The 25,806-nt window shown below is 43.2% G+C and carries 25 protein-coding genes; 8 read left to right on the top strand and 17 right to left on the bottom strand.

The annotated features are described in order from the left end of the window. The first annotated feature begins 569 nt into the window (after positions 1 to 569). The 5 genes from FTT73_RS05900 (at position 570) to FTT73_RS05920 (ending at position 5,118) form a co-directional block, all read left to right on the top strand. Positions 570 to 1,055 (top strand): NUDIX hydrolase, encoded by a 486-nt coding sequence (locus tag FTT73_RS05900; protein WP_074382996.1) that lies wholly within the window; start codon positions 570 to 572, stop codon positions 1,053 to 1,055. A gap of 4 nt (positions 1,056 to 1,059) precedes the next feature. Continuing rightward, on the top strand, positions 1,060 to 2,199 hold the full coding sequence (gene mnmA / locus FTT73_RS05905) for a tRNA 2-thiouridine(34) synthase MnmA (protein ID WP_005096469.1): 1,140 nt from the start codon (positions 1,060 to 1,062) through the stop codon (positions 2,197 to 2,199). A 7-nt stretch (positions 2,200 to 2,206) separates the two neighbouring features. Then, positions 2,207 to 2,938, top strand: a complete 732-nt coding sequence (gene hflD / locus FTT73_RS05910; RefSeq protein ID WP_005096468.1) for a high frequency lysogenization protein HflD — start codon at positions 2,207 to 2,209, stop codon at positions 2,936 to 2,938. Between the two features lie 54 nt (positions 2,939 to 2,992). Further along, entirely contained in the window at positions 2,993 to 4,381 is a 1,389-nt protein-coding gene (purB, locus tag FTT73_RS05915; protein ID WP_180077299.1) for an adenylosuccinate lyase, read from the top strand. A gap of 89 nt (positions 4,382 to 4,470) precedes the next feature. Then, the gene (locus tag FTT73_RS05920) at positions 4,471 to 5,118 is read left to right on the top strand and encodes a DUF2238 domain-containing protein (protein ID WP_180077297.1); all 648 of its coding nucleotides are present in this window, start codon (positions 4,471 to 4,473) and stop codon (positions 5,116 to 5,118) included. 65 nt (positions 5,119 to 5,183) lie between these two features. Here FTT73_RS05920 and FTT73_RS05925 read toward each other — a convergent pair whose 3' ends face one another. The 9 genes from FTT73_RS05925 to FTT73_RS05965 all read right to left on the bottom strand — a co-directional run bounded on the left by FTT73_RS05925 (position 5,184) and on the right by FTT73_RS05965 (position 15,309). Next, positions 5,184 to 5,423, bottom strand: a complete 240-nt coding sequence (locus tag FTT73_RS05925) for a hypothetical protein (RefSeq protein ID WP_180072123.1) — start codon at positions 5,421 to 5,423, stop codon at positions 5,184 to 5,186. Positions 5,424 to 5,480: 57 nt separating this feature from the next. After that, complete coding sequence (locus FTT73_RS05930) at positions 5,481 to 5,912, bottom strand: hypothetical protein (protein WP_153566484.1); 432 nt, start codon at positions 5,910 to 5,912, stop codon at positions 5,481 to 5,483. 109 nt (positions 5,913 to 6,021) lie between these two features. After that, entirely contained in the window at positions 6,022 to 6,984 is a 963-nt protein-coding gene (gene sohB, locus FTT73_RS05935; RefSeq protein WP_004730096.1) for a protease SohB, read from the bottom strand. A gap of 150 nt (positions 6,985 to 7,134) precedes the next feature. After that, a complete protein-coding gene (pstB, locus tag FTT73_RS05940; RefSeq protein ID WP_005171697.1) occupies positions 7,135 to 8,049 on the bottom strand; it encodes a phosphate ABC transporter ATP-binding protein PstB in 915 nt (304 codons plus the stop codon). Positions 8,050 to 8,062: 13 nt separating this feature from the next. Then, positions 8,063 to 9,454 carry a phosphate ABC transporter permease PstA gene (pstA, locus tag FTT73_RS05945; RefSeq protein WP_005096458.1) on the bottom strand — a complete coding sequence of 464 codons (1,392 nt, stop codon included), beginning with the start codon at positions 9,452 to 9,454 and terminating at the stop codon, positions 8,063 to 8,065. Further along, positions 9,454 to 10,833 (bottom strand): phosphate ABC transporter permease subunit PstC, encoded by a 1,380-nt coding sequence (gene pstC / locus FTT73_RS05950; RefSeq protein ID WP_180077295.1) that lies wholly within the window; start codon positions 10,831 to 10,833, stop codon positions 9,454 to 9,456. The genes pstA and pstC overlap by 1 nt, the downstream gene beginning before the upstream one ends. 104 nt (positions 10,834 to 10,937) lie before the next feature. Beyond that, positions 10,938 to 11,969 carry a substrate-binding domain-containing protein gene (locus FTT73_RS05955; RefSeq protein WP_159515939.1) on the bottom strand — a complete coding sequence of 344 codons (1,032 nt, stop codon included), beginning with the start codon at positions 11,967 to 11,969 and terminating at the stop codon, positions 10,938 to 10,940. Between the two features lie 430 nt (positions 11,970 to 12,399). Beyond that, positions 12,400 to 13,932 (bottom strand): aspartate aminotransferase family protein, encoded by a 1,533-nt coding sequence (locus FTT73_RS05960; RefSeq protein ID WP_180191146.1) that lies wholly within the window; start codon positions 13,930 to 13,932, stop codon positions 12,400 to 12,402. A 3-nt stretch (positions 13,933 to 13,935) separates the two neighbouring features. Continuing rightward, a complete protein-coding gene (locus FTT73_RS05965) occupies positions 13,936 to 15,309 on the bottom strand; it encodes a diaminobutyrate--2-oxoglutarate transaminase (protein WP_005096454.1) in 1,374 nt (457 codons plus the stop codon). Positions 15,310 to 15,785: 476 nt separating this feature from the next. Between FTT73_RS05965 and FTT73_RS05970 the strand changes: the two genes are divergently transcribed. Further along, complete coding sequence (locus tag FTT73_RS05970) at positions 15,786 to 16,490, top strand: SIMPL domain-containing protein (RefSeq protein ID WP_005096452.1); 705 nt, start codon at positions 15,786 to 15,788, stop codon at positions 16,488 to 16,490. Positions 16,491 to 16,654: 164 nt separating this feature from the next. Continuing rightward, the gene (locus FTT73_RS05975; protein WP_005096450.1) at positions 16,655 to 17,251 is read left to right on the top strand and encodes a phosphatase PAP2 family protein; all 597 of its coding nucleotides are present in this window, start codon (positions 16,655 to 16,657) and stop codon (positions 17,249 to 17,251) included. Positions 17,252 to 17,325: 74 nt separating this feature from the next. On the opposite strand, the gene proB is transcribed toward FTT73_RS05975, so the two are convergent. Both proB and cgtA read right to left on the bottom strand, forming a co-directional pair. After that, positions 17,326 to 18,459, bottom strand: a complete 1,134-nt coding sequence (gene proB / locus FTT73_RS05980; RefSeq protein WP_074383013.1) for a glutamate 5-kinase — start codon at positions 18,457 to 18,459, stop codon at positions 17,326 to 17,328. Between the two features lie 27 nt (positions 18,460 to 18,486). Further along, positions 18,487 to 19,704: an Obg family GTPase CgtA gene (gene cgtA, locus FTT73_RS05985; protein ID WP_005096448.1), complete on the bottom strand. Its 1,218-nt coding sequence runs from the start codon at positions 19,702 to 19,704 to the stop codon at positions 18,487 to 18,489. 265 nt (positions 19,705 to 19,969) lie between these two features. Here cgtA and FTT73_RS05990 point away from each other — a divergent pair, with 265 nt between their 5' ends. Further along, positions 19,970 to 21,163 (top strand): MFS transporter, encoded by a 1,194-nt coding sequence (locus FTT73_RS05990; protein ID WP_180191147.1) that lies wholly within the window; start codon positions 19,970 to 19,972, stop codon positions 21,161 to 21,163. 122 nt (positions 21,164 to 21,285) lie between these two features. On the opposite strand, the gene FTT73_RS05995 is transcribed toward FTT73_RS05990, so the two are convergent. From FTT73_RS05995 to FTT73_RS06020, 6 genes are all read right to left on the bottom strand, one after another. Beyond that, positions 21,286 to 21,492, bottom strand: coding sequence for a hypothetical protein (locus FTT73_RS05995; RefSeq protein ID WP_180077293.1), 207 nt, complete (start codon positions 21,490 to 21,492; stop codon positions 21,286 to 21,288). Between the two features lie 120 nt (positions 21,493 to 21,612). Then, positions 21,613 to 21,801 (bottom strand): hypothetical protein, encoded by a 189-nt coding sequence (locus tag FTT73_RS06000; RefSeq protein ID WP_228730814.1) that lies wholly within the window; start codon positions 21,799 to 21,801, stop codon positions 21,613 to 21,615. 29 nt (positions 21,802 to 21,830) lie between these two features. Continuing rightward, a complete protein-coding gene (locus tag FTT73_RS06005) occupies positions 21,831 to 22,205 on the bottom strand; it encodes a helix-turn-helix domain-containing protein (RefSeq protein WP_005171768.1) in 375 nt (124 codons plus the stop codon). Between the two features lie 203 nt (positions 22,206 to 22,408). Next, the gene (locus FTT73_RS06010; protein WP_180100957.1) at positions 22,409 to 23,866 is read right to left on the bottom strand and encodes a glyceraldehyde-3-phosphate dehydrogenase; all 1,458 of its coding nucleotides are present in this window, start codon (positions 23,864 to 23,866) and stop codon (positions 22,409 to 22,411) included. A 251-nt stretch (positions 23,867 to 24,117) separates the two neighbouring features. After that, positions 24,118 to 25,050, bottom strand: coding sequence for an EamA family transporter RarD (gene rarD / locus FTT73_RS06015; RefSeq protein ID WP_100355226.1), 933 nt, complete (start codon positions 25,048 to 25,050; stop codon positions 24,118 to 24,120). Positions 25,051 to 25,213: 163 nt separating this feature from the next. Further along, a complete protein-coding gene (locus tag FTT73_RS06020; RefSeq protein WP_180185952.1) occupies positions 25,214 to 25,801 on the bottom strand; it encodes a lipocalin family protein in 588 nt (195 codons plus the stop codon). Positions 25,802 to 25,806: the final 5 nt, after the last annotated feature.

The raw sequence follows: 25,806 nt of genomic DNA on the forward strand, positions 1-25,806 counted from the left end.
TCATGAGAAAGCCCATATAAATGGGTAATGTACAAGTTGCTGTAGAAGCATGTTTAATTCGTCTGATCACAGATACTTTATAAAGTATTTTAATACTTTTTTGAATCCGTCAATGCGTAAGTCCTATATTCTATAATTTCATGGATTTGTTTTATGTTGAATTGTCTGAAATTATGCTTGATCAAAACAATCATTAGATACCCTAAAACAATAAAGATGTTAAGCTTTTCCTGTTTTTTACTTAAATCCGTTAAGAGCAACCTCTTTACATCTCTTGATCTTATGCGTTGATGTAGTGATTTTGAGCTAGATATTGCCCTGAAAACAGGCTTTTTATTGATAAATTTTTGCTTTAAATTCTCTGCTTTATAGTACACTTTTCAAGCTCATTCACTTTTTGATAAAAGAAAATCAAAACCTATCAATAGGACTTTTTCACATAGCAGGATTTGATTAAGCTTAAAACCTCCAATCCCGATGATTTAAACAATCAAAGAAATCCCCGCCCCTCATAGCCACACACCGCAAAATTTTATACAATAGTGCATCATTTTCCATGGTGCTGCTTTATGACCGCTTGGACTGCTCACGTCACTGTCGCGACCGTCATTGAAAAAGACGGAAAATTCCTGTTTGTAGAAGAACATACAGAAGGTGTGACACACACAGTATTTAATCAGCCAGCAGGTCATGTAGAATGCGGTGAAAGCATTGTCGAGGCTGCAATTCGCGAAACCATGGAAGAAACCGGACATACGGTTGAAGTAACCCATCTATTAGGGATGTATACCTACACCCCGCCGATGTTCCCGGATCGTACTTATTTCCGCTTCTGCTTTTTAGCCAAATCGATTGACTACGACCCAAATGCCACTTTAGATACAGACATTGTCGGTGCAGTCTGGATGAGCTTAGATGAACTGCAAGAGTCGGCTCGTGCGCGCAGCCCCTTGGTGATTAAAGCCATTCAAGATGCCCTGTCAGGTCAAAAATATCCTTTATCGCTCATTTACGAGCACCAAAACTCTCCCTTAATTTCAAATTTGGATGCCTAATCCTATGCAACAACGTGTCATCGTCGGAATGTCAGGTGGTGTAGATTCATCTGTTTCTGCTGCGCTTTTACTTCAACAAGGTTATCAGGTTGAAGGCCTTTTCATGAAAAACTGGGAAGAAGATGACGGCACAGAATATTGCACGGCGATGGATGACCTTGCCGATGCTCAGGCCGTCTGCGACAAAATCGGGATTAAACTGCATACCGCAAACTTTGCCATGGAATATTGGGATCGTGTATTCGAGCATTTTTTAGCAGAATATGCGGCTGGCCGTACCCCAAACCCAGACATTTTATGTAATAAAGAAATTAAATTCCGCGCTTTTCTAGATCATGCGGTGAACTTGGGTGCAGACTTTATTGCCACAGGTCATTACTGTCGTCGCGGTGCAACCATGACCAATTCACGCGGTGAAGAATACGCACCACTCTTACGTGGTGTTGATCAGAATAAGGATCAAACCTATTTCCTGCATGCCGTACATGGTCGTGAAATTAACAAGACATTATTCCCTGTCGGTGAAATTGAAAAGCCGCAAGTCCGCAAAATCGCTGAAGAATTAGATCTTGCTACGGCAAAGAAAAAAGACTCGACCGGGATCTGCTTTATTGGCGAACGCCGATTTAATGACTTCTTGAAGCAATATTTACCGGCACAACCCGGAAAAATCGTGCTGGAAGACGGTAAAGAGGTTGGTGATCATCACGGCTTAATGTACTATACGCTCGGTCAACGCGGCGGCATCGGTATTGGCGGAATGAAAGGCGTCGCGGAAGGTGCCTGGTTCGTATTACATAAAGATATCGAAGGCAATCGTCTGGTGGTGGGTCAAGGCCATGAGCACCCACTGATGCAAAGCACCATGCTTTGGAGTGAAGCAATTGACTGGGTGGCCGGCGAGCAGGATATTCCTGAAACAGGTTTTCGTTGCACGGCCAAAACCCGTTACCGTCAGACTGATCAAGCATGTACGGTGTACCAAGATTCAGAATCACCCAATGGTGTACGTGTGGAGTTTGATGAACCACAACGTGCAGTGACCCCAGGTCAAAGTGTGGTGTTTTATTCAGGTGAAGTTTGTTTAGGCGGTGGTGTGATTCATCATACCAATGCACCTAAACCTGATTTTATAAAAGGATGAATTCGGCATGACGGAGTTACCATTTCAACCAGCCACAACGTTGAATACTCGTCAAAATCGCGCTTTGGCGTTAGCGGGTGTGTTTCAGGCCACCCAGCTGACCCATATGACCGCATTGAGTGGTCAGCAAAGTATTGGTGAAAACGGTAACTTTTATTTTGAACAGTTGATTAAAGCCAGTCTCAATATCCGTCCCGGCAATAACGAAAATGCCCAGACCCTAGACTTTTTTAATCAACTGGCCGATATTTCCTTAGGCTTAAAAACATTAGAAAGCAGCATTATTCAGCCCTTCAATACTTCACCAAAATCCAGAATTCCAAAACTTTCCAGCACCAAACTTCCAATGAGCTATGCCATGGCACTTCTTCAATTAGAAAAGAAGGTCTATAGCAATCCCAAATTTGTTGAAATTATTGAACAGTCCCAACAGAAAATTCTCAGACAGCTTTCCTTCTTCGATAACAATTACCTGCACCCCAGCATCATTGCCAATCTGGCTCAAACCTATGTCGATACTGCGGGATCAATCAATCCGCGCATCATGGTTCGTGGCAATGCCGAAGCCTTTAAAGATGCCGGACATACCAACCGCATCCGCGCTTCCCTCTTTACCGGTTTGCAAATGGCGCACCTGTGGCGTCAGCTTGGTGGCAGCTCCTGGGGCATGGTATTTGGCAAACGCAAGTTGCTAAAAGATATTCAGAATCTGGCGCGTTTACAGTTTCAGGTGGTTTAACTGATACTGCACGTGTTTCGTTTTACGTTTAATTCCAAAATCTAAGGAATCGATATGAACGCTTTAACTGCACTTTCTCCACTAGATGGACGTTACGCGAGCAAATGTGATGCTCTACGTCCCTTTCTTTCTGAGTTTGGTTTAATCCATGCTCGTGTGACTGTTGAAGTGCGTTGGTTACAGGCGCTTGCGAACCATCCGGAAATTACTGAAGTTCCGGCGTTTTCAGGCGAAACTAATGCAGCGCTTGATGCGATTGTAAGCAATTTCTCTGAAGATGATGCCAATCGTATCAAAGAAATTGAACGCACCACCAACCACGACGTTAAAGCGGTTGAATATTTCCTGAAAGAAAAAATTGCCAATATCGACGAATTGAAAAATGCCGGTGAATTCATTCACTTTGCATGTACGTCTGAAGATATTAACAACCTGTCACATGCTTTAATGCTGAAAAGCGGTCGTGATGTACTGATTGCATCTATGCAGCAAATCATTGATTCAATTGTTGCACTTTCTGAAAAGCATGCTGACCAGCCAATGTTGTCTCGTACGCATGGTCAAACTGCAAGCCCAACGACGTTGGGTAAAGAAATGGCGAACGTGGCTTACCGCCTTGCACGTCAAATCAAACAGTTCAAAAATGTTGAACTTCTAGGCAAAATCAATGGTGCAGTAGGTAACTACAATGCGCACTATTCTGTTTATCCAGACATCAACTGGCCTGCGCATTCACAAGCATTTGTGGAATCTTTGGGTCTAGATTTCAACCCGTACACCACACAAATCGAGCCACATGATTATATGGCTGAACTGTTTGATGCCCTGCGTCGTTTCAACACTATTCTGATCGATTTTAACCGTGATGTTTGGGGTTATATCTCGCTTGGTTTCTTCAAGCAAAAGCTAAAAGATGGCGAAGTCGGTTCTTCAACCATGCCGCATAAAGTAAACCCGATTGACTTCGAAAACTCTGAAGGTAACTTGGGTCTTGCCAATGCTGTACTTGCACACTTGGGTGAAAAACTGCCAATTTCTCGCTGGCAGCGTGACCTGACTGACTCTACTGTACTACGTAACATGGGTGTTGGTTTTGCACAAAGCTTAATTGCTTTCGAAGCATGTGCTAAAGGGATCGGCAAACTTGAACTCAATGCTGCACGTATCAATGAAGATTTAGACAATGCGCAAGAAGTGTTGGCTGAACCGATTCAAACTGTAATGCGTCGTTACAACGTTGAAAAACCATACGAAAAATTAAAAGCCCTGACTCGTGGTCAGGCCATGACACGCGACATGATGGTTGATTTCGTAAACGGTAACGAGTTAGAAGCGGTTCCTGCTGCTGATCGTGCACGTTTAGCTGAAATGACACCTGCTTCTTATACAGGTAATGCTGCTGAACAGGCCAAACAAGTGGCTGAGCTGATTGCTAAAATCTAATTTAAAATAAGACCAAAAGGCGAAGCTCAGGCTTCGCCTTTTTATTTATAATGTATTTTATTCTAAAAAAGATATTTCACAATAACGACATGATTGATCATCGACTTTCCGCCAAACATTACACAAGCCTAGGCATTTTAATTCTGGCGATTTTGCTTGCCAGTATTCGTCCTTTAGAACTGGAAGCTTATCTCTTGCATCAGGCAGGCACAGTTTTCATGATCATCATGCTGCTCATCTGCCTGTATAAAATCGGCCTGAATTTTTTAAGTTTTAATTTATATATTCTTTTTTTGATTATTCATGTGATTGCTGCACACTATCTGTATTCTTATGTGCCTTATAACCAGTGGATCGAGCAGATTTTTGGCTTTCATCTGAATGAAGTGATGCACTGGTCACGCAATATGTTCGACCGATTTGTCCATCTGGCCTACGGATTATTACTTTATCCAATTTTCTATCGTCTGTTTCAGGTCTGGTTGCCGCAGCAAAAACCCGTGGTCATTTTCCTGCTGGTAATTCAGTTTGTGGTGGCCAGCAGCATGCTCTATGAATGGCTGGAATGGCTGATTGCCATTGGTTTATCTCCTGAGGAAGCTGAAAACTATAATGGACAACAAGGTGATATGTGGGATGCGCACAAAGACGTCTTGCTTGCTACGATTGGCGCGGCGATAACAGGCGGTCTGCAGTTGATATCGACCAATAAAAAAGCTCACCAAAGTGAGCTTTGAAATTCATTCAAGATCAATTGAATTAAAGTTTTGGATCACGGATTTAATTACATTCATATCTTCAATTATGAATGTGGGCAATATCGCATCCAATCATCCTTCATTTTTTGCAGTTCATTCCCCGTCAACATCTCACTGTAATAAATGAAATAGGTTGCATCAGGATATTGAATCTCATGACGGAACATCATGCCACGCAGTGACACAGATAACTCCTCAGGAAAATCATCCTCTAAATAGAGTTCTTCAAATTCATAATTAAAATAACAATTTTGCGTTGCAATAAATGCTTCAGCTATAGCCATGTTTCTGCTCTAACAATAAAATATGCTTTATTTTATCTGATTAGTTTCAGTGCTGGTTTACATTTCATTCGGTTCAATCCATTGAACAAACTTAGATTCTGACAAATGTGGATATTTGAACTTATCTAGATATTCAAAGCAGGCCTTTTGGCCTTGAGGAATTTTATCCAGATGCTTATCGAAGAATAAATGCCGACTATATTGAGCGCCATCAAAGCGAATACTCACACGTTCAAATTCGTTACCACCTCGAACTTTATGCATCTGATAAAACTGCACAACACCACATTCCTTCGATGGAATAACAGGTGGATCATTGGGCTTTAGAAAGCTATACAGCAGAAAGATACAAACGCCGGGTAGAAAACTCAGCCAAAACAAAACCTTCTTAGAATCATCCTGAGTTAATTTTGCTTCAGAACAAAGCATACATAACATCGGAATAAATACGATACTAAAAAACCCAAGCAACAAAATAAACGTGAGCATATGAGCCTAGACTCAATCAGAGTACTCCACTTATATCATAACAATATGATTTCAAAAAATAAAAAAGCCCACCGAAGTGAGCTTTGAAATTCATTCAAGATCAACTGAATTAAAGTTTTGGATCACGCATTTGCACCAGATTTGCATTGGCTTTGCTTAAGCTTTCTATGACTTTATTCATGACAGTTGGTACCAGTGAATCAGCAATTTGCGCTGCTTGTAGGCCCAGCTTTTCACCCAAAGTTGGTTTCTTGCGGGTCTGGATGGAATAGATATCATGCTGGGTTAATAAGTTGAGCAGGTATTCATCTGAGGTTTGCAGTTTATCCACCAGATTCAGATCCAGCGCATCCCGGCCATACCAATGCTCACCAGTGGCCACTTTTTCAATATTCAGCTGCGGGCGATACTTTTCAACGAAATGTTTGAATAAAGCATGGGTTTGCTGTAGTTCTTCTTCAAACTTAGCCTTACCCTCTTCGGTATTTTCACCAAACATAGTCACGGTACGTTTGTACTGTCCAGCGGTATAGAGTTCAAAGTCGATTTTATTGTCTTTTAGCAGACGGTTAAAATTGGGTACTTGAGCAACTACACCAATTGAACCAACAATCGCGAATGGTGCAGAAATAATTTCATTGGCGATACACGCCATCATATAACCGCCACTAGCCGCCACTTTATCGACACAGATGGTCAAATGAAAACCTGCCTCACGTAACCGCACCAGTTGAGCTGCTGCAAGTCCATAACCATGTACCATGCCCCCCGGACTTTCCAGACGCACTACAACGCGGTCACGACCTGCTTTGGCTGTGGCCAGAATCAAGGTGATTTCTTCACGTAAGCCTTCTACCGCAGAAGCCGCCATATCACCTTTAAAATCGAGTACATAGATTTTTTGATTGGTTTTCTTACGTGCACGCGCTTCTTTTGACAGTTGTTGCGATAACTGTAAAAGTTCGAGTTTAGACCCAGTAGTTTGCGCTATTTTTTTTCGTTGTTCATTGATGCGCGCATTGAGATGACTAATACGGATTTCAGCGGACAGTTTCGGAGTATGAAATAACATAAAAAATCTATTCTCTATTTAATTCGGATTTATCCCTTTAGATTAGGTCAATTTCGGTTTTTTTCAACTTTATTTCGAGAATTATTACGATTATCACCATCTATTTCACCTATAAAAAAGAGCCTTACGGCTCTTTTTTTATATATCGTATTAACCAAAACGCCCTGTAATATAAGCTTCAGTCAATTGATGGTCTGGTTGGGTAAAGACTTTCTCGGTCGCATTCACCTCAATTAAATCACCCAGATGGAAATACGCAGTACGGTCAGATACACGCGCTGCCTGTTGCATGGAGTGGGTTACAATCGCAATGGTATATTGAGTTGAAAGCTCAGAAATCAGCTCTTCTACTTTTGCTGTTGCAATTGGATCCAGCGCAGAACATGGTTCATCCATCAGAATCACTTCAGGCGAAACTGCGATGGTACGCGCGATACATAAACGTTGCTGCTGACCACCTGACAAACCTGTTCCCGGCTGATTCAAACGGTCTTTTACTTCTTCCCACAAACCGGCTTTACGCAAACTGCCTTCGACAATTTCTTCAAGATCGTATTTATCACGTGCAAGACCATGTAATTTCGGGCCGTAAGAAACGTTGTCAAAAATAGACTTTGGAAACGGGTTGGGCTTCTGGAATACCATACCGACTTGAGCACGTAGCAAGACCACATCCAGGTTTGGATCATAAATGTCCTGATTGTCCAGCATGACTTTACCGGTCACACGACAACTGTCAATGGTGTCATTCATGCGGTTTAGGGTACGCAGAAAGGTTGACTTACCACAGCCTGATGGCCCAATAAAAGCAATCACTTCATTTTCATAAATGTTCAGGTCAATGCCTTTAATCGCTTCCGCTTCACCATAGTACACATGCACATCAGATGTACTCAGTTTCACATTTGTCGACTTTTCATCTTTTTTGCTGCTACTTTGCGTATCGAATTGGGAGACAAACGATGTTGCTGGCTTTTGTGTAGCCTCATCATTAGTGAATTGTGTCTGTTGTGGATTCACGGATTGATCCTTTTTTAAGGAGTTTTGAATAACAGTTGTGTTCATGATTCTGCCCCTATTACCAACGGACTTCAAACTTTTTACGTAACCAGATGGCCAGACTGTTCAAGCTGATCATCATGGCCAGAAGTACAATAATTGCTGCTGCGGTACGCCCTTCAAAGAAGTTACGTAACTCATTGCCCTGCCATAAGAAAATCTGCACAGGTAACGCTGTAGACTGATCAAATGGTGTGGCTGGAACACTGGCAACAAAAGCACTCATCCCGATTAATAACAATGGTGCGGTTTCACCTAATGCCTGCGCGACCCCGATAATGGCACCAGTTAAAATACCCGGCAAAGCCAATGGCAAGACATGATGGAAAACCGTTTGCAGTCGTGAAGCACCCAAGCCCAACGCTGCCTGACGAATCGAAGGTGGAACCGCTTTAAGCGATGCACGTGTGGTGATGATTACAGTTGGCAAAGTCATCAGACTCAGCACCAGACCACCGACCAGAGGGGCCGATAGCGGTAAATGCATCCAGCCAATAAAGATCGCGGCACCCAGCAAACCAAACACAATCGATGGCACTGCTGCCAGGTTGTTGATGTTGACTTCGACAATATCGGTAATCCAGTTTTTCGGCGCAAACTCTTCCAGATAGATCGCAGATGCTACCCCAATTGGAATCGAGATAAAAATCACGATCATCATCATGAACAGCGAGCCCATGAAAGCGCCTGCCAGACCTGACGTTGCCGGTGAACTACGCGAGTCAGGGCTGGTAAAAATATTAGTATTGAAACTGTTTTCGATTACACCTGAGGCTTTCATCTCGTCCGCCACCTGGCGTACTTCAGGACTGAGTTGTTGCTGTTCTGCTGGTAACGAACGATCAATATTACCCGCCAGCCAGACATCGACATTGGCATCTGCCAGAATTTTAACCTCTGTGCTTTGACCGACCAGACTTGGATCATTCATGACCATGTCACGTAAGCGATAAGCCTCAGAACTGGTATATAAATAACCCAGTTCATCACGCTGACTTTCCAGCTTGCTGTCTCTGGCGATCATGCCGTTGATGATCAGTGCATCCCAGTCCACCATGCCGACATCCATTTGCCAGGCAATCATACGCTCTTCAAACTGCGCCGGAGACTCTCCCGCAGCTGGCTTGGGTTTTGGACCAATCTCTACAATGGCCGGATCGAAATGAATCGGCAAACTCATGCTGCTTTGCCAGAAGGCAGGCAAACCTTTGGATAAAATACTGCCGAAGAGCAATACCACAAAGAACAGACCGGCCAATACCGCAGAGAAACCAAATAGACGGAATGTTTTTTCTTTACGATGACGTCGCCCCAAAGAGCTTTGAATGGTCTTCTTACGCTTTTCACGCAGCTCGGCAGCGACGGATGGATCAACACGCTGATCCACAGGCGTTGTATTTGAAGTACTCATTAGTCGTATTGCTCACGATATTTACGCACGATGATCAGTGCAACAATGTTCAAACCTAGGGTAATCACAAATAAGGTCAGTCCCAGGGCAAAGGCCACCAGTGCTTGCGGACTGGCAAAGTCGGTATCACCTGTTAATTGATTGACGATGGTAATGGTGACCGTAGATACGGCTTCAAGTGGATTGGCATGCAGCTGCGGACTGTTCCCCGCTGCAAGTACCACGATCATGGTTTCACCAATCGCACGGGATGCTGCCAACAGGAAAGCACCAATAATACCCGGCAAAGCTGCAGGTAAAACCACCTGACGGATCGTTTCAGATTTGGTTGCACCTAGCCCCAGAGAACCATCACGTAAGGCACGTGGCACCTGGGTAATAATGTCATCGGATAGAGAAGATACGAATGGAATAATCATGATGCCCATCACCAGACCCGCGGTCAGCGCACTGGTGGCATTAATTTCGAGTCCGACCATGGCACCCATGGCTTTAAGAAATGGACCGATGATCATCAAGGCAAAGACACCATAAACAATCGTAGGAATACCCGCCAACACTTCAATGGTCGGTTTTGCCCAAGAACGGAAGCGCGGTGATGCATATTCTGCCAGATAGATCGCAATCATCAGGCCGACCGGTACCGCGACCAAAAGTGCGATCGCACTGACCATGAGCGTACCCCACAGCAGTGGCAATAAACCGTAACTGCCCTCGGCACTGCCAGAAGTACTAAAACCCGGGTTCCATTCGGTACCAAAGAAGAAATCCAGTGGACTGACGAAGCTGAAGAAGCGCATCGCCTCACCAAACATCGACATGACAATCCCGAGCGTGGTCAGAATTGCCACACCCGAACACAATGCCAAGCCGATATTAATCATTTTCTCGACTTGGTTACGTGCGCGGAATTCCTGGCTAATATGTTTCTTGGCCCAGACCAGACCAGCCAGTGCAGCCGAAATCACCACTGCCAATTTGGCAAACGTACCAATGGTCGAAAATTTAGCTAACTGTTCTGCTGCGGCCAGTTCATAGGCTGCAGGTGTATCACTGACACCGAAACCTGAGGCAAGTGCCTGAACGCGATCAACAACAACGCCCAGACTTGCCGGATCCAGATTGGCCGAAATATCCTGCGGCAAATGGTTGAGTACCACTTGCTCCAGAAAACTTGGCTCAACCATATTCCAAACAATCAAAATTAAAAACGCAGGGATACCACACCACAGTGCAACCAGTGCACCATAATATCCGGGACGCGAGTGTAAGTTTGCAGAATTGCTTCCCTTACCTGCTAAATTACGGCTTTTACTTAATCCGATTTGATAGGCTATGGCCATAATGGCCAATAACACACCTATAAGTAGCAGATTCATGTATTCTCCACTGTTTTCTCAATTTTCATGGTTTGAAAAAACTTGTTTATCGCAAAAAGCCGATGGTAGGTTGACCCTACCACCAGCGATTTCAAAATCATCGATTATTTTACAATGACCGCTTTACCAGCCTTGAAATTTGCAAGGACTGCTGCGCGTTCTTTATCAGACATTGAAATCAGACCTGCTTTTTCCAGCTTAGAGCCCTTACCTGATACCTTCTTGTTCAGGAAGTATTCAGTGAACTGTGGTAAGCCTTTGATCGATTTCAAGTGTTCGCCTTTCACGTAGAAGAACAATGGACGTGATACCGGATAAGCACCATTCAAAATTGTTTTTTCAGAAGGTGCTACATTGTTCACAGTTGCAACACGTAAGCGGTCACGGTTCTGGTCATAGAAGCCTAGGCCAAACACCCCGACTGCACTTGGAGAAGTTTTCAAACGCGCCAGTGTTTCGGTATAGTCGCCTGCAATTTCAACTACACGGCCATCTTTACGGAATGTGGTACAGGCTTTTTTCTTGGCATCTTTGTCTAGAGACTTAATTGCAGCATACGATTCACAACCTGCATCCACCATTTTCTCCTGGAACACTTCGCGCGTGCCATGATTCGAAGCAGGAATCACCAGCGTGATCGGCTCATTCGGAAGTGCTTTGTCAATTTGGTTCCAGCGTGTATACGGATTGGCGACCATTTTGCCATTTGATGGAAGTTGTGCAGCAAGTGCAGCGAAGACATGTTGTGGACGCAGTTTATAAGCCGCTTTGTTGGCATTTGAAGCAAATACAATACCGTCATAACCAATTTTGATTTCTAATACTTGGTTAACGCCATTCTTTTTACATTCAGCCAGCTCTGTAGATTTGATTTGACGAGAAGAGTTAGCGATATCAATGGTGTTATCACCCACGCCATTACAGAACTGCTTTAAACCACCTGAAGAACCGCCAGAACCGACAACTGGTGTTTTAAACTGTGGAAAAGTATTACCGAATTCTTCCGCCACGATACTGGCATATGGAAGTACAGTTGAAGAACCTGCAATTTGAATGGTGTCACGAGCTGCGTGTGCAGTCGTTACAGCAGCTGCCCCGGTTACTGCTAATGCTAAAGCTATATTTGTAAAGCGCATTCTAGTATCTCTCTCATTTATACAATTTGGAGTACGCCACTTTTTATTCAGTTTTGTACTTATTTCGATACATGCATTTTGATTTTAGAATATGACAAATAAGTTACAGCTTTATTACGATTTAATGATTTTTAATCTAGCAGTTTTTTCTTGATTAAATTTTTATGGATTTCAATGATTAAGTTCTTTTTGTCATTCACTTCAATAAAAAATTTTAGACCAATGACATGTAACAATTTTTATAAACCTGAACTCAGGATAAATCCTGCTCCCTAGCCTTACATAATTAGATGACGATTTTATAACAGCTTAAAATAAGTACAGATATTCGGTATTTTTCTGATGAATCTACCTATAGAATTGATCATTCTATGACTCAAAAATAAAAAAAGGAGATCATTTCGATCTCCTTTTTTCACACCACCATCACTTATGCAATAGGTGGCGTATAAGTACCATCAGCGATTGAATCTTTGATACGATCCGCTTCTGCAAGCACCAGTGCCAGCAAGTTCTTCACGTTATCCAGCGTTGCAACCGGGCTTAAAGTGGTCATTTTCAGAGACTGAACCTGACCGACTTTCGTCACACCAATATTCGCTTCACCACGTGCAAACAGCTCATCTGCCACGTTCTGGTTTAGTGTATCTAACAGTTCAACCGGATAGCCCGCTGGAACCACACGGAACAGCACAGAGGCAAATTGCGGCTCAAGCAGAAGCTCCAGACCGTCAGTCACTTTAATATAATCTGCCACATCACGCGTCAAACCAACACCGTGATCGATCATTGAACCATAAAGCTCTTCGCCTAATGCTTCCACCGTCATCCACAATTTCAACGCATCAAAACGACGCGTGGTTTGCAGTGACTTCGATACCAGGTTCGGCACACCATGTTCTTCATCATAGGCAGAGTTTAGGTACTCCGCTTCATAATGCATGAAACGGTAGTTTGCTTCGTCTTTCAGCAAGAACGCGCCACACGAAATGGTCTGGAAATAATGCTTATGGAAATCGAGCGTAATCGAATCAGACAGCTCGATACCACCTAACATATCGCGATGATCGTTAGACAGAATTAAAGCACCACCCCAAGCTGCATCGATGTGCATCCACGCGCCATATTGGTTGGTGATTTCACGGACTTTCTTCAGTGGATCGATTGCACCTGCATCGGTTGTACCTGCAGTTGCCACCACACATGCCACGATTTTGCCTTCGTTTTGAAGGTGCGCCATGGTTTTCTCAAGTGCGTCCATGTCCATGCGCGCATTTTCGTCCACAGGAACAGTCACTACAGACTGGAAACCCATGCCCATCATCGCCATGTTCTTTTGCACAGAGAAATGTGCATTTTCAGAACAGATGACTTTGACATTACGCATCGCATCCGCAGGAATACCATCACGCTGAACCGACCACGGCTTACCGTTTTCGTCTTTCCAGTTTTTCGCGATGCAAGCATCACGTGCCAGCAGTACGCCCATCAGGTTAGACTGTGTACCACCAGAGGTAAATACGCCTGCCTGGCCTGCGCCATAGCCTACTTTTTGACGTAACCAATCGATTAACTGAACTTCCATCAGTGAACCGGCCGGGCTTTGATCCCATGAGTCCATTGACTGGTTGGTTGCATTAATCAGTACTTCCGCAATCTGGCTGGTCACCATGGTTGGGCAGTGAAGATGCGCAAGTGAATGCGGATGATGTACTTTTAAGCTCTTGTTGAGGAATAACTCAACCATACGCTCTAAAGATTTCTCTACACCCAACCCCTGTTTAGAAGGATTAAACGTAATCGCGCTGCGCAGCTCGTTAATGCTGCCACCCGTGTACATTTTGTCATTTTGCAACCATGCTGCAACCGCTTTGGTCGCTTGATCCATGGCTGACTGGTAGTCAGCGATGGATGCAGCATCATTACAAAGTAAAGCTTTACGATGTTCTGCAAAATCTACCATGAATTATGCGCCTCGAACTGCAACAAGAGCTTCAGCAACTGCTTTCTTAAAGCGAGCAATCACTTCAACACATTCGTCATGCGTGATGATCAATGGGCAAAGTAAACGAATCACTGTACCGTTACGACCACCTTTCTCAAGCAATAATTTATTGTTGAAACATGCCGTCTGGATCGCTGCTGCCAATTGACCATCAGCAGGTAAAGAACCCATGTGATCTGCCTTTTGGCGCTCGTCCACAATTTCAACACCAATCATCAAACCGCGACCGCGCACGTTACCAATACATGGGAATTCGGCAGCTAATTTTTTAATCTCAGCTTGCAGGAAATCACCGCGTTCTTGGGCATTTTGCGCCAGGTTTTGTTCTTTAATGGTATTGATCGTTGCAAGACCTGTACCCATTGCCAACTGGTTACCACGGAACGTACCGGTATGACCTGCTGGCTGCCAAGCATCAAACTTACGTTTAATACCGAGTACTGCGAGCGGTAAGCTACCACCAACAGCTTTAGACATCACCACCACATCCGGTTCGATGCCCGCATGTTCAAAGGCAAACATTTTGCCTGAACGTGCAAAGCCCGCTTGAACTTCATCAAGAATCAACACGATGTTGTGCTTTTCAGTCACTTCACGGATTTTCTTCAACCATTTCACAGGTGCAGTTACCACACCGCCTTCTCCTTGAATCGCTTCAAGAATCACAGCTGCCGGTTTAGTCACACCGCTTTCTACATCTTCAATGAAGTTTTCAAAGAAATACGTTAAAGCATCTACACCCGCTTCACCGCCAAGACCCAATGGGCAACGGTATTCATGCGGATACGGCATGAATTGAACGCCTGGCATCAAACCGTTAACTGCGTTTTTCGCAGACAGGTTACCGGTCATGGCCAATGCACCATGCGTCATACCGTGATAGCCACCAGAGAAGCTGATCACCGAGCTACGACCGGTAAAGGTTTTCGCAAGTTTGATGGCTGCTTCTGTTGCATCTGCACCGGATGGGCCACAGAACTGCAAGCAGTATTCTTCTTGACCACCTGGAAGATAAGAAAGAAGTGCTTCAGTAAAAGCATCTTTTAAAGGCGTAGTTAAATCCAGTGTATGCAATGGCAAGCCGCTTGCAATTGTATCCTGGATACTTTGAATGACTGCAGGATGATTATGGCCCAATGCCAACGTCCCTGCCCCAGCTAAACAATCAAGGTACTCAGTACCTTCAACATCGGTAACCCAGCAACCTTGTGCTTTCGCTATCGCTAACGGTAATTTACGTGGATAACTACGCACATTCGATTCCATCTGACTTTGGCGAGTCAAGTAGTATTCGTTTGTGGAATTGGTGGCAGGGTTTACAGAAGTAACGCTCATATCGAATTACCATCTCTGATATGGGTGAAAGAAATAAGTCTGGTGACGTTTGGTCCTTTGACTCGGCGCTTTATAAAGAGGTTCTAGCTAGCAGTTTGTATTTAAATAACTAGGAGGCGGATGATACCGAATTTTTCAGGAAAATAAACAACTTTCAGTTGCATTTTGTCCTAATCTTTATCGAAAAAAAACATCACACCAACCTATAACCTGAATGATCATCTTACAGTGTGACAGCAGAAAGAAAAGCGGGTTCTTTTATGCTTTTTTGTAGCACAGCTAACATTCAGGCAAAAAAGCTTAAAATCCACCATTAAGCACTTAATTATTAACGATAAACATAAATCAAGTAAGAGTGTAAAATGAAAGAAAATTTAACACTCTTACCACAAATATTTCGTAAAAAGATCACAATTGAGATTTAATATTTTAACAACGGCTTAGATGGCCAATTTTAAGAAAAACAGGACAATTTCATGCGTCTCTTAGCACTTACCAGTTTTATCCTTGCATCTACCTTGGCCACAGGCGCATTTGCAGCTCCGGCTGAATCGCTGAATTACAATGTTGTGAATCTTTCAGCAGAGGCCAGTCGTGAAATCTCAAATGATGAAATGCATGCCGTGCTTTATATTGAAAAATCCAACAAACAGCCAGCTGAATTGGCTACACAAATTAACCAGCTAATGAATCAGGCCATTACCACAGCGCGCAAATATCCAACTGTGAAAATCGAGACGGGCGCACAAAGCACTTACCCTATTTATGACAATGATAACCGCAAATTGAAAGAATGGCGTGGACGTGCCCAGATTCGTCTGGAATCGAAAGATTTTAAAGCGGCGTCTCAACTGATTGCTGAATTACAACAGCACTTCCAGACCCAGTCAATTAACTTCAAAGTTTCAGACGAAAAGCGCAAAAAAGTTGAAAATGAGCTGATGATTGAAGCCTCTAAAAACTTCCAGCAACGCGCACAGGCCCTGACTCAAGCTTGGAACAAACCGAGTTATCAACTGGTAAACTTAAATCTGAATACCAATAACTATTCACCACAACCTGTACCGCGTATGGCCATGATGAAAGCTGCATCGGCGGATATGGCTGTTCCAGAGCAGGAAGTTGCTGCGGGTGAATCGCAAATGACGGTGAGTGCCAATGGTGCGATTCAGTTTAAATAAGATTTCATCATATTATTCGGATTTTTAAGAACCACCCTTTTGGGTGGTTTTCTATCATTTGAATATTCTTTAATAATCAAGGCTACAAATTCATACAAACTCAGGTAGGAATTGAGGTTTGACCGGTTTAGAGTAACGGACATTTGTACCAATCCTCTCTGCTCATGTCTCTTGACCAACTGAATCTTTACCTGTTTCATATCCTAAATGTACCTGAACACGCCTCGATCTGGATGATCCAATATGCCTCCCTGATTGCGCATGATCTGGTTTATCTCTTTCTGCTGATTTTTGCTATTGCCTGGTTCCGTGGCAGTTATGAAGTAAAAACTGGCATTATCAAGGCATTTATTTTTACAGCAATTACCTTGTCGATCAGCGAGGTATTGTCCGCGATCCTGAATACCCCACGTCCGTTTGTAATAGATATTGGTCGCACCCTGATCGAACATGCACCGACTGGTTCTTTTCCCAGCAATCATATGAGTATTTTTAGTGGGATTGCCCTATCTTGTTATTTTTCATCACAACGTGATTTGGGAAGAATTCTAATCTGGACAGCTTGGCTAGTAGCTTGGTCACGTGTTTATGTCGGTGTGCATTTTCCGATGGATATGCTGGGTGCATTCCTGATTGCAATAACAGTAAATTTAGCTGGATTACCATTGTGGTGGAAATATCAGGATAAACTCATGCAGTTTATTTTAACTATTCATCAGTCACTGTTTGCGCCATTAATCCGGATGGGCTGGATTAAATAAATCGCATTAAGATGTCATAAAAAATCCCGCTCGAAAGCGGGATTTTTTATGATTGAAATTTAAATCTGAATGACTTAGTAGATCGCCATATGATTGCGGTGAATCATCTCGAGTGAACGCGCTTCACCTAAAACCTGATGCACTTTATCAGAAGCCAGACCACGTACAATATCTGCCGAACGCGAACTAAAGTTAACACGACCGACTGCAATTCGGTGACCTTGTGTATCCACACATTCCACCACATCACCGCGCTCAAAATGTCCTTCAACCGCTTTGACGCCGACAGGCAACAAGCTACGATGATTGTCTTTAATGGCCTTTACCGCACCATCATCAATCACCAAACGACCTGCCGTTTGCAGGTGTGCTGCCAACCATTGCTGATGCGCGGTCATCCGATCTTTGTCAGTCACAAACAAGGTTCCTAACAATTCACCAGACATCAGACGAGATAGCACAGCATCACTATCACCGCTTGCAATTAAGGTCGGACAACCGGACTTTGCCGCCAGTCGTGCAGCACGAACTTTGGTCAGCATGCCGCCGCGACCAAATTTACCACCACCACCGGCCATATCAAACAGGCTCTCATCCATCGCACGTACCGTATGGAACAGTTTGGCATCTGGATTCGAGCGTGGATCTGAGTCAAACATACCTTCCTGATCCGTTAAGATAATCAGAAGATCGGCATGCACCTGACCTGCCACCATGGCAGCCAGCGTGTCGTTATCACCAAAGCGGATTTCATCGGTAGAAACGGTATCATTTTCATTGATCACTGGAATCACGCGCCAGTCAATCAGGTTCTGCAAAGCATCACATGAATTGAGATAGCGGCGACGATCTGCCAGATCATCATGGGTCAATAATACCTGCGCCGTTCGAATCTGGTGTTTCTCCAGTACGCTTGACCAGGTATGAATCAGGCCCATCTGACCAATGGCAGCACAAGCCTGAAGACTGGGTAGATCGGTGGGTCGATTCTCAAGTTTCATTCGCACCATACCTTCAGCCACAGCACCGGAAGACACCAGAATAATCTCGTGTCCTGCATTGTGTAGATCTGCGATTTGTCCCGCCCAGTGCGAGATGGCATCTAAATCTAAACCTTGTCCGTTTGCTGTGAGTAAAGATGATCCGATTTTAACAACGATTCGTTTACAACCCTTGAGCTGACGCTGCCCATCTACCACTTCTATCATCTTGTCCTCAGACTCTTCTCTCAGAGATTAGCGTACGTAGTACACTTCCACATCACTATCATCATCGCCATCTTCATCATCTTCATCGTCGCCCAGAATACCGGCAAGACGTTGCTGACGACGCATCTCACGATACGCTTCTTTTGCAGCGATGGTTTGTTCACGTGTTTCAGCTTCAAGCTGATCACGGAATGCTTTCATTTCTGCTGCATATTCTTGATCTTCAGCTTCGCGTTCACGCTGCTCTTCGATCTGATCCATCAGGTAGTAAACCACGTCTTTGGTACCTTCAGCGGTTAAGCCAGAAGTTTCAAAAACCGGGCCTTCCCACTGCAATTCTTCAAGAATATGAGTACACCATTCTTCACGTGTTTCTTCAGCCAATTGGTCGACTTTATTCAGCACCAATACGATCGGCAGTTTTGAAAGTGTTGGGGAGAAATTTTCTAACTCTTTCATAATTGCTTTAGCATTATGTGCCGGATCTGAGCCATCAATCGGTTGTACATCAACGATGTGTAACAAGATACGGGTACGTGCCAGATGCTTCAGGAAGCGAATCCCCAGACCTGCACCTTCAGATGCGCCTTCAATCAGACCCGGAATATCGGCCATCACGAATGAACGGTGACTATCGGCATCGACCACACCCAGGTTTGGCACCATGGTGGTAAATGGATAATCTGCCACTTTTGGTTTTGCCGCCGATACTGCACGAATGAAGGTTGATTTACCCGCATTTGGCATACCCAGCAAGCCCACATCTGCCAGAACTTTAAGCTCCAGACGGATTTCACGGAATTCGCCTTTTTGACCATGCGTACACTTACGTGGTGAACGGTTGGTCGATGATTTAAAGTGCGTATTTCCTAAACCACCGTCACCGCCTGCTGCCACTTTCACGCGTTGACCATCTTCGATCAAATCGCCAATAATGTCGCCAGACTCAACATCTACAATTGTTGTTCCGACTGGAACTTTTAATACGGTGTCTTCACCGCCACGACCAGCACAGTTCGCCCCACGGCCATTTTTTGCTCGTTCTGCACGGAATTTACGTGTATAACGATAATCAACTAGCGTACTGGTGTTGTCGTCAGCCTGTATATAAATACTGCCACCACGACCACCATCACCACCATCTGGACCACCAAATGGCACGAATTTTTCACGGCGAAAACTGGCTACGCCATTGCCACCGTCGCCAGCCTCTACGGTAATGACTGCTTCATCAACAAAGCGCATATTGCCAATCCTCTAAAAACTTTAAAACCCCATATTCTGCCATATTTTAAAGAATTTCTCGACTATATTTATATGCTATTCCATGAAGATCGCTTATTTAATCCTGTCATGTTATTGAGCAGCCATTAATTTTTGATAAGTTTCAAAACTAAGCTCTATGCTTTTGTTTTAATATACTTTTTAATGATCACTTGATTGTTTTTAATTATTTCTGCTTTGTCGTGCAACTACCTATAGTGCAGGCAATGTTAAAAGAGTTGGGCCTATGAGCAATTCAGAAAGGAAATCTGTCAGTCCATTGTCATCACAATTTGTATTATTGATGGCAATGGCATGTGGCTTATGTGCAGGCTCTGCCTATTTTAACCAGCCTCTGATCTATTCAATCGAGAAAAGTCTGGGCATTAGTACCAGTCAGGCCGGTTTTTCCGTGGTGATTGCACAGATTGGTTATGTTCTCGGCTTAATGCTTTTGGTTCCTTTGGGAGACTTTCTGAATAAACGCAAACTGATCGTTAGCTTGATGGTCTTTGCAGCCATTTCGCAGATATTGCTTTCATTCAGTACAACTTTATCAATGCTGTATCTGTTTACCTTGTGTGCCACCTTTGGCGCAATCTCGGCGCAGGTCTTAATTCCTTTTGTATCGACCATTAGCCCACCTGAATCCAGCGCTGCTACAGTGGGTAAGCTGATGAGTGGGTTGGTGATGGGAATTATTCTGTCACGTACCTTTGCCGGCTTTGTTTCCACTTACTGGTCTTGGGAAGGTGTGTATTTATCCAGCGGTGTGATCACCTTGCTCTTTGCAGCACTCATGTGGAAAAAACTACCCGATACTCAAGCTCAGGCAGGCTTAACTATTGGTGACATTTACCGCTCTTTGTTTAGCCTTGCAGGTCAGAATCCACATTTAATCCGGCGTGCCTGTGCGGGTGCCTTGGGTTTTGGAATTTTATCGATGATCTTTACCTCGATGACTTTTGTATTAGGCAATGCACCTTATTATTTCACCGATTTCGAAATTGGGTTATTTGGCTTACTGGGCGTGATCGGGATTTATTCATCAAGCTGGTCAGGCAAAACCGTAGGACAAGGTAGAGAAAATCTGGTCGCCAAGCTATGCATTGTCCTGATGTTCGGCTCTACACTGCCCTTATATTTTGCCCAGCACAATATTGTAATCTATGCGATTGGTGTGCTGATGGCCTACTTTGGTCTGACAGCCTTCCATGTTTTGAATCAGAATCTGGTTTATCGGATTGATCTTAAATCGCGTTCACGTATTAATGCAGTCTATATGACGATTTACTTTAGTGGTGCCGCTTTAGGTTCGCTTGGTGCAGTCTATGCTTGGCAACACTTTGAATGGATTGGATGTGTAGTATTAGGTTTAGTTTTCTCGATTGGAATTTTAATGATTGATCGCTTGGATTTTAAGAAAATGCAAAACGCTTGATTCACAAAGGAATAAATTGAGCGGTTTATTCCTTTTGTTATTCAGCTATTATGAAATATTATTTTTACTAAATCATTATTAATTTGTTTAAGTATCTGTGTAGCCCCAACTGAATATATAGGCTATTCATTTGAATACTCACACCATTTTTCCAAATCCTCCTCTTCATCAATAGCTTCCATTACTTGCAATAGATCATAATGCACTCTCTCAAATCGTAGAGTTTTTTCCACTAATTCATACTTATTTAACTCTCTAAGAAAATCAAAATATAGAATTAATATTGGATAAATATCCTCAAAATAATTTTCAAGTTCTTTCGTAACCATTGCTGTATCTTTTCGCTTTGGCCATGTTAAGGAATAGTTTTCTAGAACTCTGCAATAATGAATAAATTTTTTATATATCTCATTACTATACTCTGCAATTGTTTCAGCACTTTTTTGCTCTCACCAACTCGTATATGTCATCAACACGGCAATCGGTGCAAATATCCCTGCTGACCAAAGCAAGAGATTGGTCGCTAAAGCAATATCAACATCTAAAAGTTTGAAGATTGCATAAATCGCAATGCATAAAACTAAAATGATTGCATACACTGCCAGTAAAGTAGCCAACAGATTTTCTGACTTTTTCATCTCTTGCTACCCCAAAAGCAATTTAGCTTCTATTTGGCAACACGTTGTTTATTTTCTAAAATTTCTGGTAAACCACGTTCAATCCAGTGAATCATTTGCATCACTTTATCTGCAGCTTGTGAACCGGTAATGGTCAACTGATATTCCACTTTTGGTGGCACAACCGGATAAACCGTTCTGAGCACAAAACCATCTTGTTCCAGCACTTTTAAAGTCTGGGAGAGCATCTTTTCACTCACCCCTTCAATCCGTTGTTTCAGTTCACTAAAACGATGCACACCTTCACTCAGGCAACGCAACACCAAGACCGACCATTTATTGGCAAGATGTTCCAATATTTCACGTGATGGACATTCAGTTGATAAAACCTGCCCTAGTAACGGACTAATTGCATAATTTGTCATAAATCTATCTCGGGATTTTATTACTTACTGATTTTATTACTTACTGATTTTAATATACTTACTCTTTGTAAGCTAACAGATTAATATTTCGTCAGCAAGCTGATTTACATTTCGTGATTGAATCGAATCCACCCGACTTCAATAAAAAATAAGTATAAAAAAAGAGCCTCCATAGAGACTCTTTTTTAAACTACATCAACAAATTATGCATTTGTTTCTGCAGGAACTTTAGGATAGCTTACGCCGCCCATTTGTTCAGCAATACGTAATACCTGGCAGCTATAACCCACTTCGTTATCGTACCAAACATAAGCAGTTAAACGGTTGCCTGAAGTGATTGTTGCTTGCGCGTCAAATACACCTGCAGTGCGTGAACCAATAAAGTCAGAAGAGACCACCTCAGTCGAGTTGGTATAACCGATTTGACCTTGAAGGATCGAACCGATTGAAATCTGACGAATATATTCGTTTACTTCATCACGATCAACGTCTTGACCTAAAGTCAGGTTAAGAATTGCAAGTGATACATTTGGCGTAGGAACACGTACAGAATTACCTGTCAATTTACCTTGAAGTGCTGGCAGCGCTTTAGCAACTGCTTTCGCTGCGCCAGTTTCAGTAATAACCATGTTCAATGTTGCAGCACGGCCACGACGGTCCGCTTTATGGTAGTTATCGATCAAGTTCTGGTCGTTTGTGAACGAGTGAACTGTTTCAACATGACCATTTAACACGGTGTATTTATCATGCAATACTTTCAGTGTTGGAGTAATTGCGTTAGTCGTACAGCTTGCAGCAGAGATGATGCTATCTTCAGCAAGGATGTCCGCCTGGTTCACACCGTAAACCACATTCTTCATGTCACCTTTACCAGGTGCAGTCAAAATAACACGAGCAGCGCCCGGGCATTTCAGGTGTTGAGCAAGACCTTCAGCATCACGCCATTTACCAGTGTTGTCGATCACAAGTGCATTGTTAATACCATATGCTGTGTAATCCACTTCAGAAGGATTAGACGCATAGATCACTTTAATGAAGTTACCGTTTGCAATAATTGCTTCGTTTTCTTCATCTACAGAAATCGTGCCTGCAAATGGGCCATGAATCGAGTCACGACGCAGTAGAGATGCACGTTTTTCCAAATCACCATCAGATGATTTACGAACCACGATTGCTTTCAGGCTAAGACCGCGACCCAGACCTGATTGACCAATCATCAAACGTGCCAGGATACGACCGATACGACCGAAACCATAAAGAACTACGTCTTTATGTTCTACAGCAGCAGCATTACCTTCTAGAGATTTAACAGCGTCTGCAACAAATGCATCGATGTCGCCGCCTTTTTCTTTAAATTCAACAGCAAGTTTACCTAGATCAACTTCAGCAGAACCGATGTTCTCAATTTTCGCCAACGCTTCAAGAATTGGGAATGTATTTACAACCGAAAGTTCAACATCGAGTACGCGAGTACGGCGGTGTGCTTTCAAGATCTGAATCACAGAACGGTTAATTAAAGAGCGACCATAAACTGTAGCTACAATATTTTTTTCACGATATAACTGACCAACAAGGGCAATCATGCGTTCCGCAAGTTCTTCACGGTTTTTCCAGCGACCTTGGTGCTCTGCATGTAGGGCAACGATAGTGTCTTTGCTCACAGATACGTCCTCTAATTAATTGTAAATCTAGGCATAAATTTCAAAACCCCATAATTGTAATGGAATTGGAGGCAACTTTGAATCAAAAGCTCACCGAGACGAGTGGTTTTTAACGTATATTCACTATAAATCTGGGAAATAGTTGCAATTAGCTAAATGATTTTGCATTCAAAAATTTTAAAAGCATGCGTTTTCCCGTACGGAGCAGAAATTTGTTAAATGTTGTTTATTCATTCGATCTCTTTTTAATTTTAAGAGTCTAGTCGATCCTGATAGTTTGCCAGATTTTTCTTAAGCGCTAATTGCTGTTTACGCTGCTTAAATAGATGCAGAATCCCTTCAATCACCAGCACCAATACGGCGAGCCAAATTGGAATATAAGTCAGCCACTCGCCAGCTTCCACACGCTCCCCCAAAGCCATCGAGGCAAAGGCCAACAGCACAGGTTCCAGATAACTCAACAACCCAAAAATAACAAAGGGTAAATATCGGCTGGCGAGAATATAGCTACCGAGTCCCAGTGCGCTCAAAAAACCCAGTACCAATACTGCCCAGATTAAATGAGAATGATTTAACATGAGCTGCATCGAGTCGCTATAAATAAAACCCAGATAAAATGCAGCGGGCAAAATCAGACATAGATCCCACCAGAAGCCCCCCAGATGATCCGTAGCAAATTTACGCCGCATGAAGAAATATAAAGGATAGGCCAAAGCCACATAGACCGTTTCCCATGCAATTGAACCAATTCGCCAGATCTCATGCCCTACACCCAATACCGCCAAAGCGACAGCGACCATCTGGAATGATGACAATTTTTCTTTATAGAGCATACAGCCGACCAGCACCATCACCAGAGGCAACAAAAAATAGCCGAGTGAGACTTCTAGGCCACGGCCATTGATAGGGCCCCACAAGAACAGCCATAATTGTGTGGTACATAACAAGGAGCTGATCAGCAGCCAGATCAACAAGGCAGGTTGCTGCAAAACCCGCTTAAAGATACTGCTGATATGTTGCAGATCACCCGACCACCACATAAAGGCAGTTAAAAACGGAATCGTGGCCAGCATGCGCCAGGCAAAGGTCTGTTCACTATCTAAAGGCTGTAAGAAAGGCGTAAATACATAGAGCACCCCGAAAACCACCGAGGCCAATACAGATAACGCAATGCCTTTATACATAGTCAAACTCTACTTTCATTCGCCGGCATTATAACGATTAGTACACTAGAAAGCTTGATGCTTCATCTATTTAAAGTGAAATTACTACCCCACTTTAAACTAGATTTTTAGGCATAAAAATAAAAAACCATGCCTAAGCATGGTTTCGATTAAGAAGATATTTCTATCTTTGCGTTTGTTTGGTATGAATCACATCACTCAGGTCATAACCCACAGACTGTGCATATTGCAAATATTCGTTTACAACATTTTTATCTAATTGCGGATTACGTGATAGTATCCACATGTATTTACGTTTAGGCTCACCGACCAGAACGGTTTGATAATTCTCATCCAGTTTTAAGACCCAATAATCGCCACGCCCGACCGGAATCCAGCGAATAAAGTCGGGCAGGAAACTGACTTTTAATTTGGTATTTTGCGGTGGATCTTGCACAAATGCCTCACCCAAGGATTGGGTTGGCTGACCATCTTTTTTAGTACAGCGGTTATCGACCACAATATTGCCATTTTCATTCAAGGTATAGGTTGCAGTGACATCACGATCACATTTATTTTGAAAAGACAAAGGCTTGCGCGCCACTTCATACCAAGTCCCCAAATAACGGTCCAGTTCAACTTTTTCAACGGTCGGTAATGGCTCCTTTTGCGCATAGGCCATCGTCGCTGCGCCCAAACCCAGAAGAACCGCACTACCCACAGCAATTTTTGCCAGCTTCAATCCATTACCTGAAGAATTTTGAGTTGTCATAAAAA

Source organism: Acinetobacter sp. YH01006 (genome assembly GCF_013420445.1).
Taxonomy (GTDB): Bacteria; Pseudomonadota; Gammaproteobacteria; order Pseudomonadales; family Moraxellaceae; genus Acinetobacter; species Acinetobacter pseudolwoffii.

Bases quoted from the DNA above. Each gene is read 5' to 3' on its own strand.
- FTT73_RS05900 (WP_074382996.1), top strand. From the start codon at position 570: ATGACCGCTTGGACTGCTCACGTCACTGTCGCGACCGTCATTGAAAAA.
- mnmA (WP_005096469.1), top strand. From the start codon at position 1,060: ATGCAACAACGTGTCATCGTCGGAATGTCAGGTGGTGTAGATTCATCT.
- hflD (WP_005096468.1), top strand. From the start codon at position 2,207: ATGACGGAGTTACCATTTCAACCAGCCACAACGTTGAATACTCGTCAA.
- purB (WP_180077299.1), top strand. From the start codon at position 2,993: ATGAACGCTTTAACTGCACTTTCTCCACTAGATGGACGTTACGCGAGC.
- FTT73_RS05920 (WP_180077297.1), top strand. From the start codon at position 4,471: ATGATTGATCATCGACTTTCCGCCAAACATTACACAAGCCTAGGCATT.
- FTT73_RS05925 (WP_180072123.1), bottom strand. From the start codon at position 5,423: ATGGCTATAGCTGAAGCATTTATTGCAACGCAAAATTGTTATTTTAAT.
- FTT73_RS05930 (WP_153566484.1), bottom strand. From the start codon at position 5,912: ATGCTCACGTTTATTTTGTTGCTTGGGTTTTTTAGTATCGTATTTATT.
- sohB (WP_004730096.1), bottom strand. From the start codon at position 6,984: ATGTTATTTCATACTCCGAAACTGTCCGCTGAAATCCGTATTAGTCAT.
- pstB (WP_005171697.1), bottom strand. From the start codon at position 8,049: ATGAACACAACTGTTATTCAAAACTCCTTAAAAAAGGATCAATCCGTG.
- pstA (WP_005096458.1), bottom strand. From the start codon at position 9,454: ATGAGTACTTCAAATACAACGCCTGTGGATCAGCGTGTTGATCCATCC.
- pstC (WP_180077295.1), bottom strand. From the start codon at position 10,833: ATGAATCTGCTACTTATAGGTGTGTTATTGGCCATTATGGCCATAGCC.
- FTT73_RS05955 (WP_159515939.1), bottom strand. From the start codon at position 11,969: ATGCGCTTTACAAATATAGCTTTAGCATTAGCAGTAACCGGGGCAGCT.
- FTT73_RS05960 (WP_180191146.1), bottom strand. From the start codon at position 13,932: ATGGTAGATTTTGCAGAACATCGTAAAGCTTTACTTTGTAATGATGCT.
- FTT73_RS05965 (WP_005096454.1), bottom strand. From the start codon at position 15,309: ATGAGCGTTACTTCTGTAAACCCTGCCACCAATTCCACAAACGAATAC.
- FTT73_RS05970 (WP_005096452.1), top strand. From the start codon at position 15,786: ATGCGTCTCTTAGCACTTACCAGTTTTATCCTTGCATCTACCTTGGCC.
- FTT73_RS05975 (WP_005096450.1), top strand. From the start codon at position 16,655: ATGTCTCTTGACCAACTGAATCTTTACCTGTTTCATATCCTAAATGTA.
- proB (WP_074383013.1), bottom strand. From the start codon at position 18,459: ATGATAGAAGTGGTAGATGGGCAGCGTCAGCTCAAGGGTTGTAAACGA.
- cgtA (WP_005096448.1), bottom strand. From the start codon at position 19,704: ATGCGCTTTGTTGATGAAGCAGTCATTACCGTAGAGGCTGGCGACGGT.
- FTT73_RS05990 (WP_180191147.1), top strand. From the start codon at position 19,970: ATGAGCAATTCAGAAAGGAAATCTGTCAGTCCATTGTCATCACAATTT.
- FTT73_RS05995 (WP_180077293.1), bottom strand. From the start codon at position 21,492: ATGGTTACGAAAGAACTTGAAAATTATTTTGAGGATATTTATCCAATA.
- FTT73_RS06000 (WP_228730814.1), bottom strand. From the start codon at position 21,801: ATGAAAAAGTCAGAAAATCTGTTGGCTACTTTACTGGCAGTGTATGCA.
- FTT73_RS06005 (WP_005171768.1), bottom strand. From the start codon at position 22,205: ATGACAAATTATGCAATTAGTCCGTTACTAGGGCAGGTTTTATCAACT.
- rarD (WP_100355226.1), bottom strand. From the start codon at position 25,050: ATGTATAAAGGCATTGCGTTATCTGTATTGGCCTCGGTGGTTTTCGGG.
- FTT73_RS06020 (WP_180185952.1), bottom strand. From the start codon at position 25,801: ATGACAACTCAAAATTCTTCAGGTAATGGATTGAAGCTGGCAAAAATT.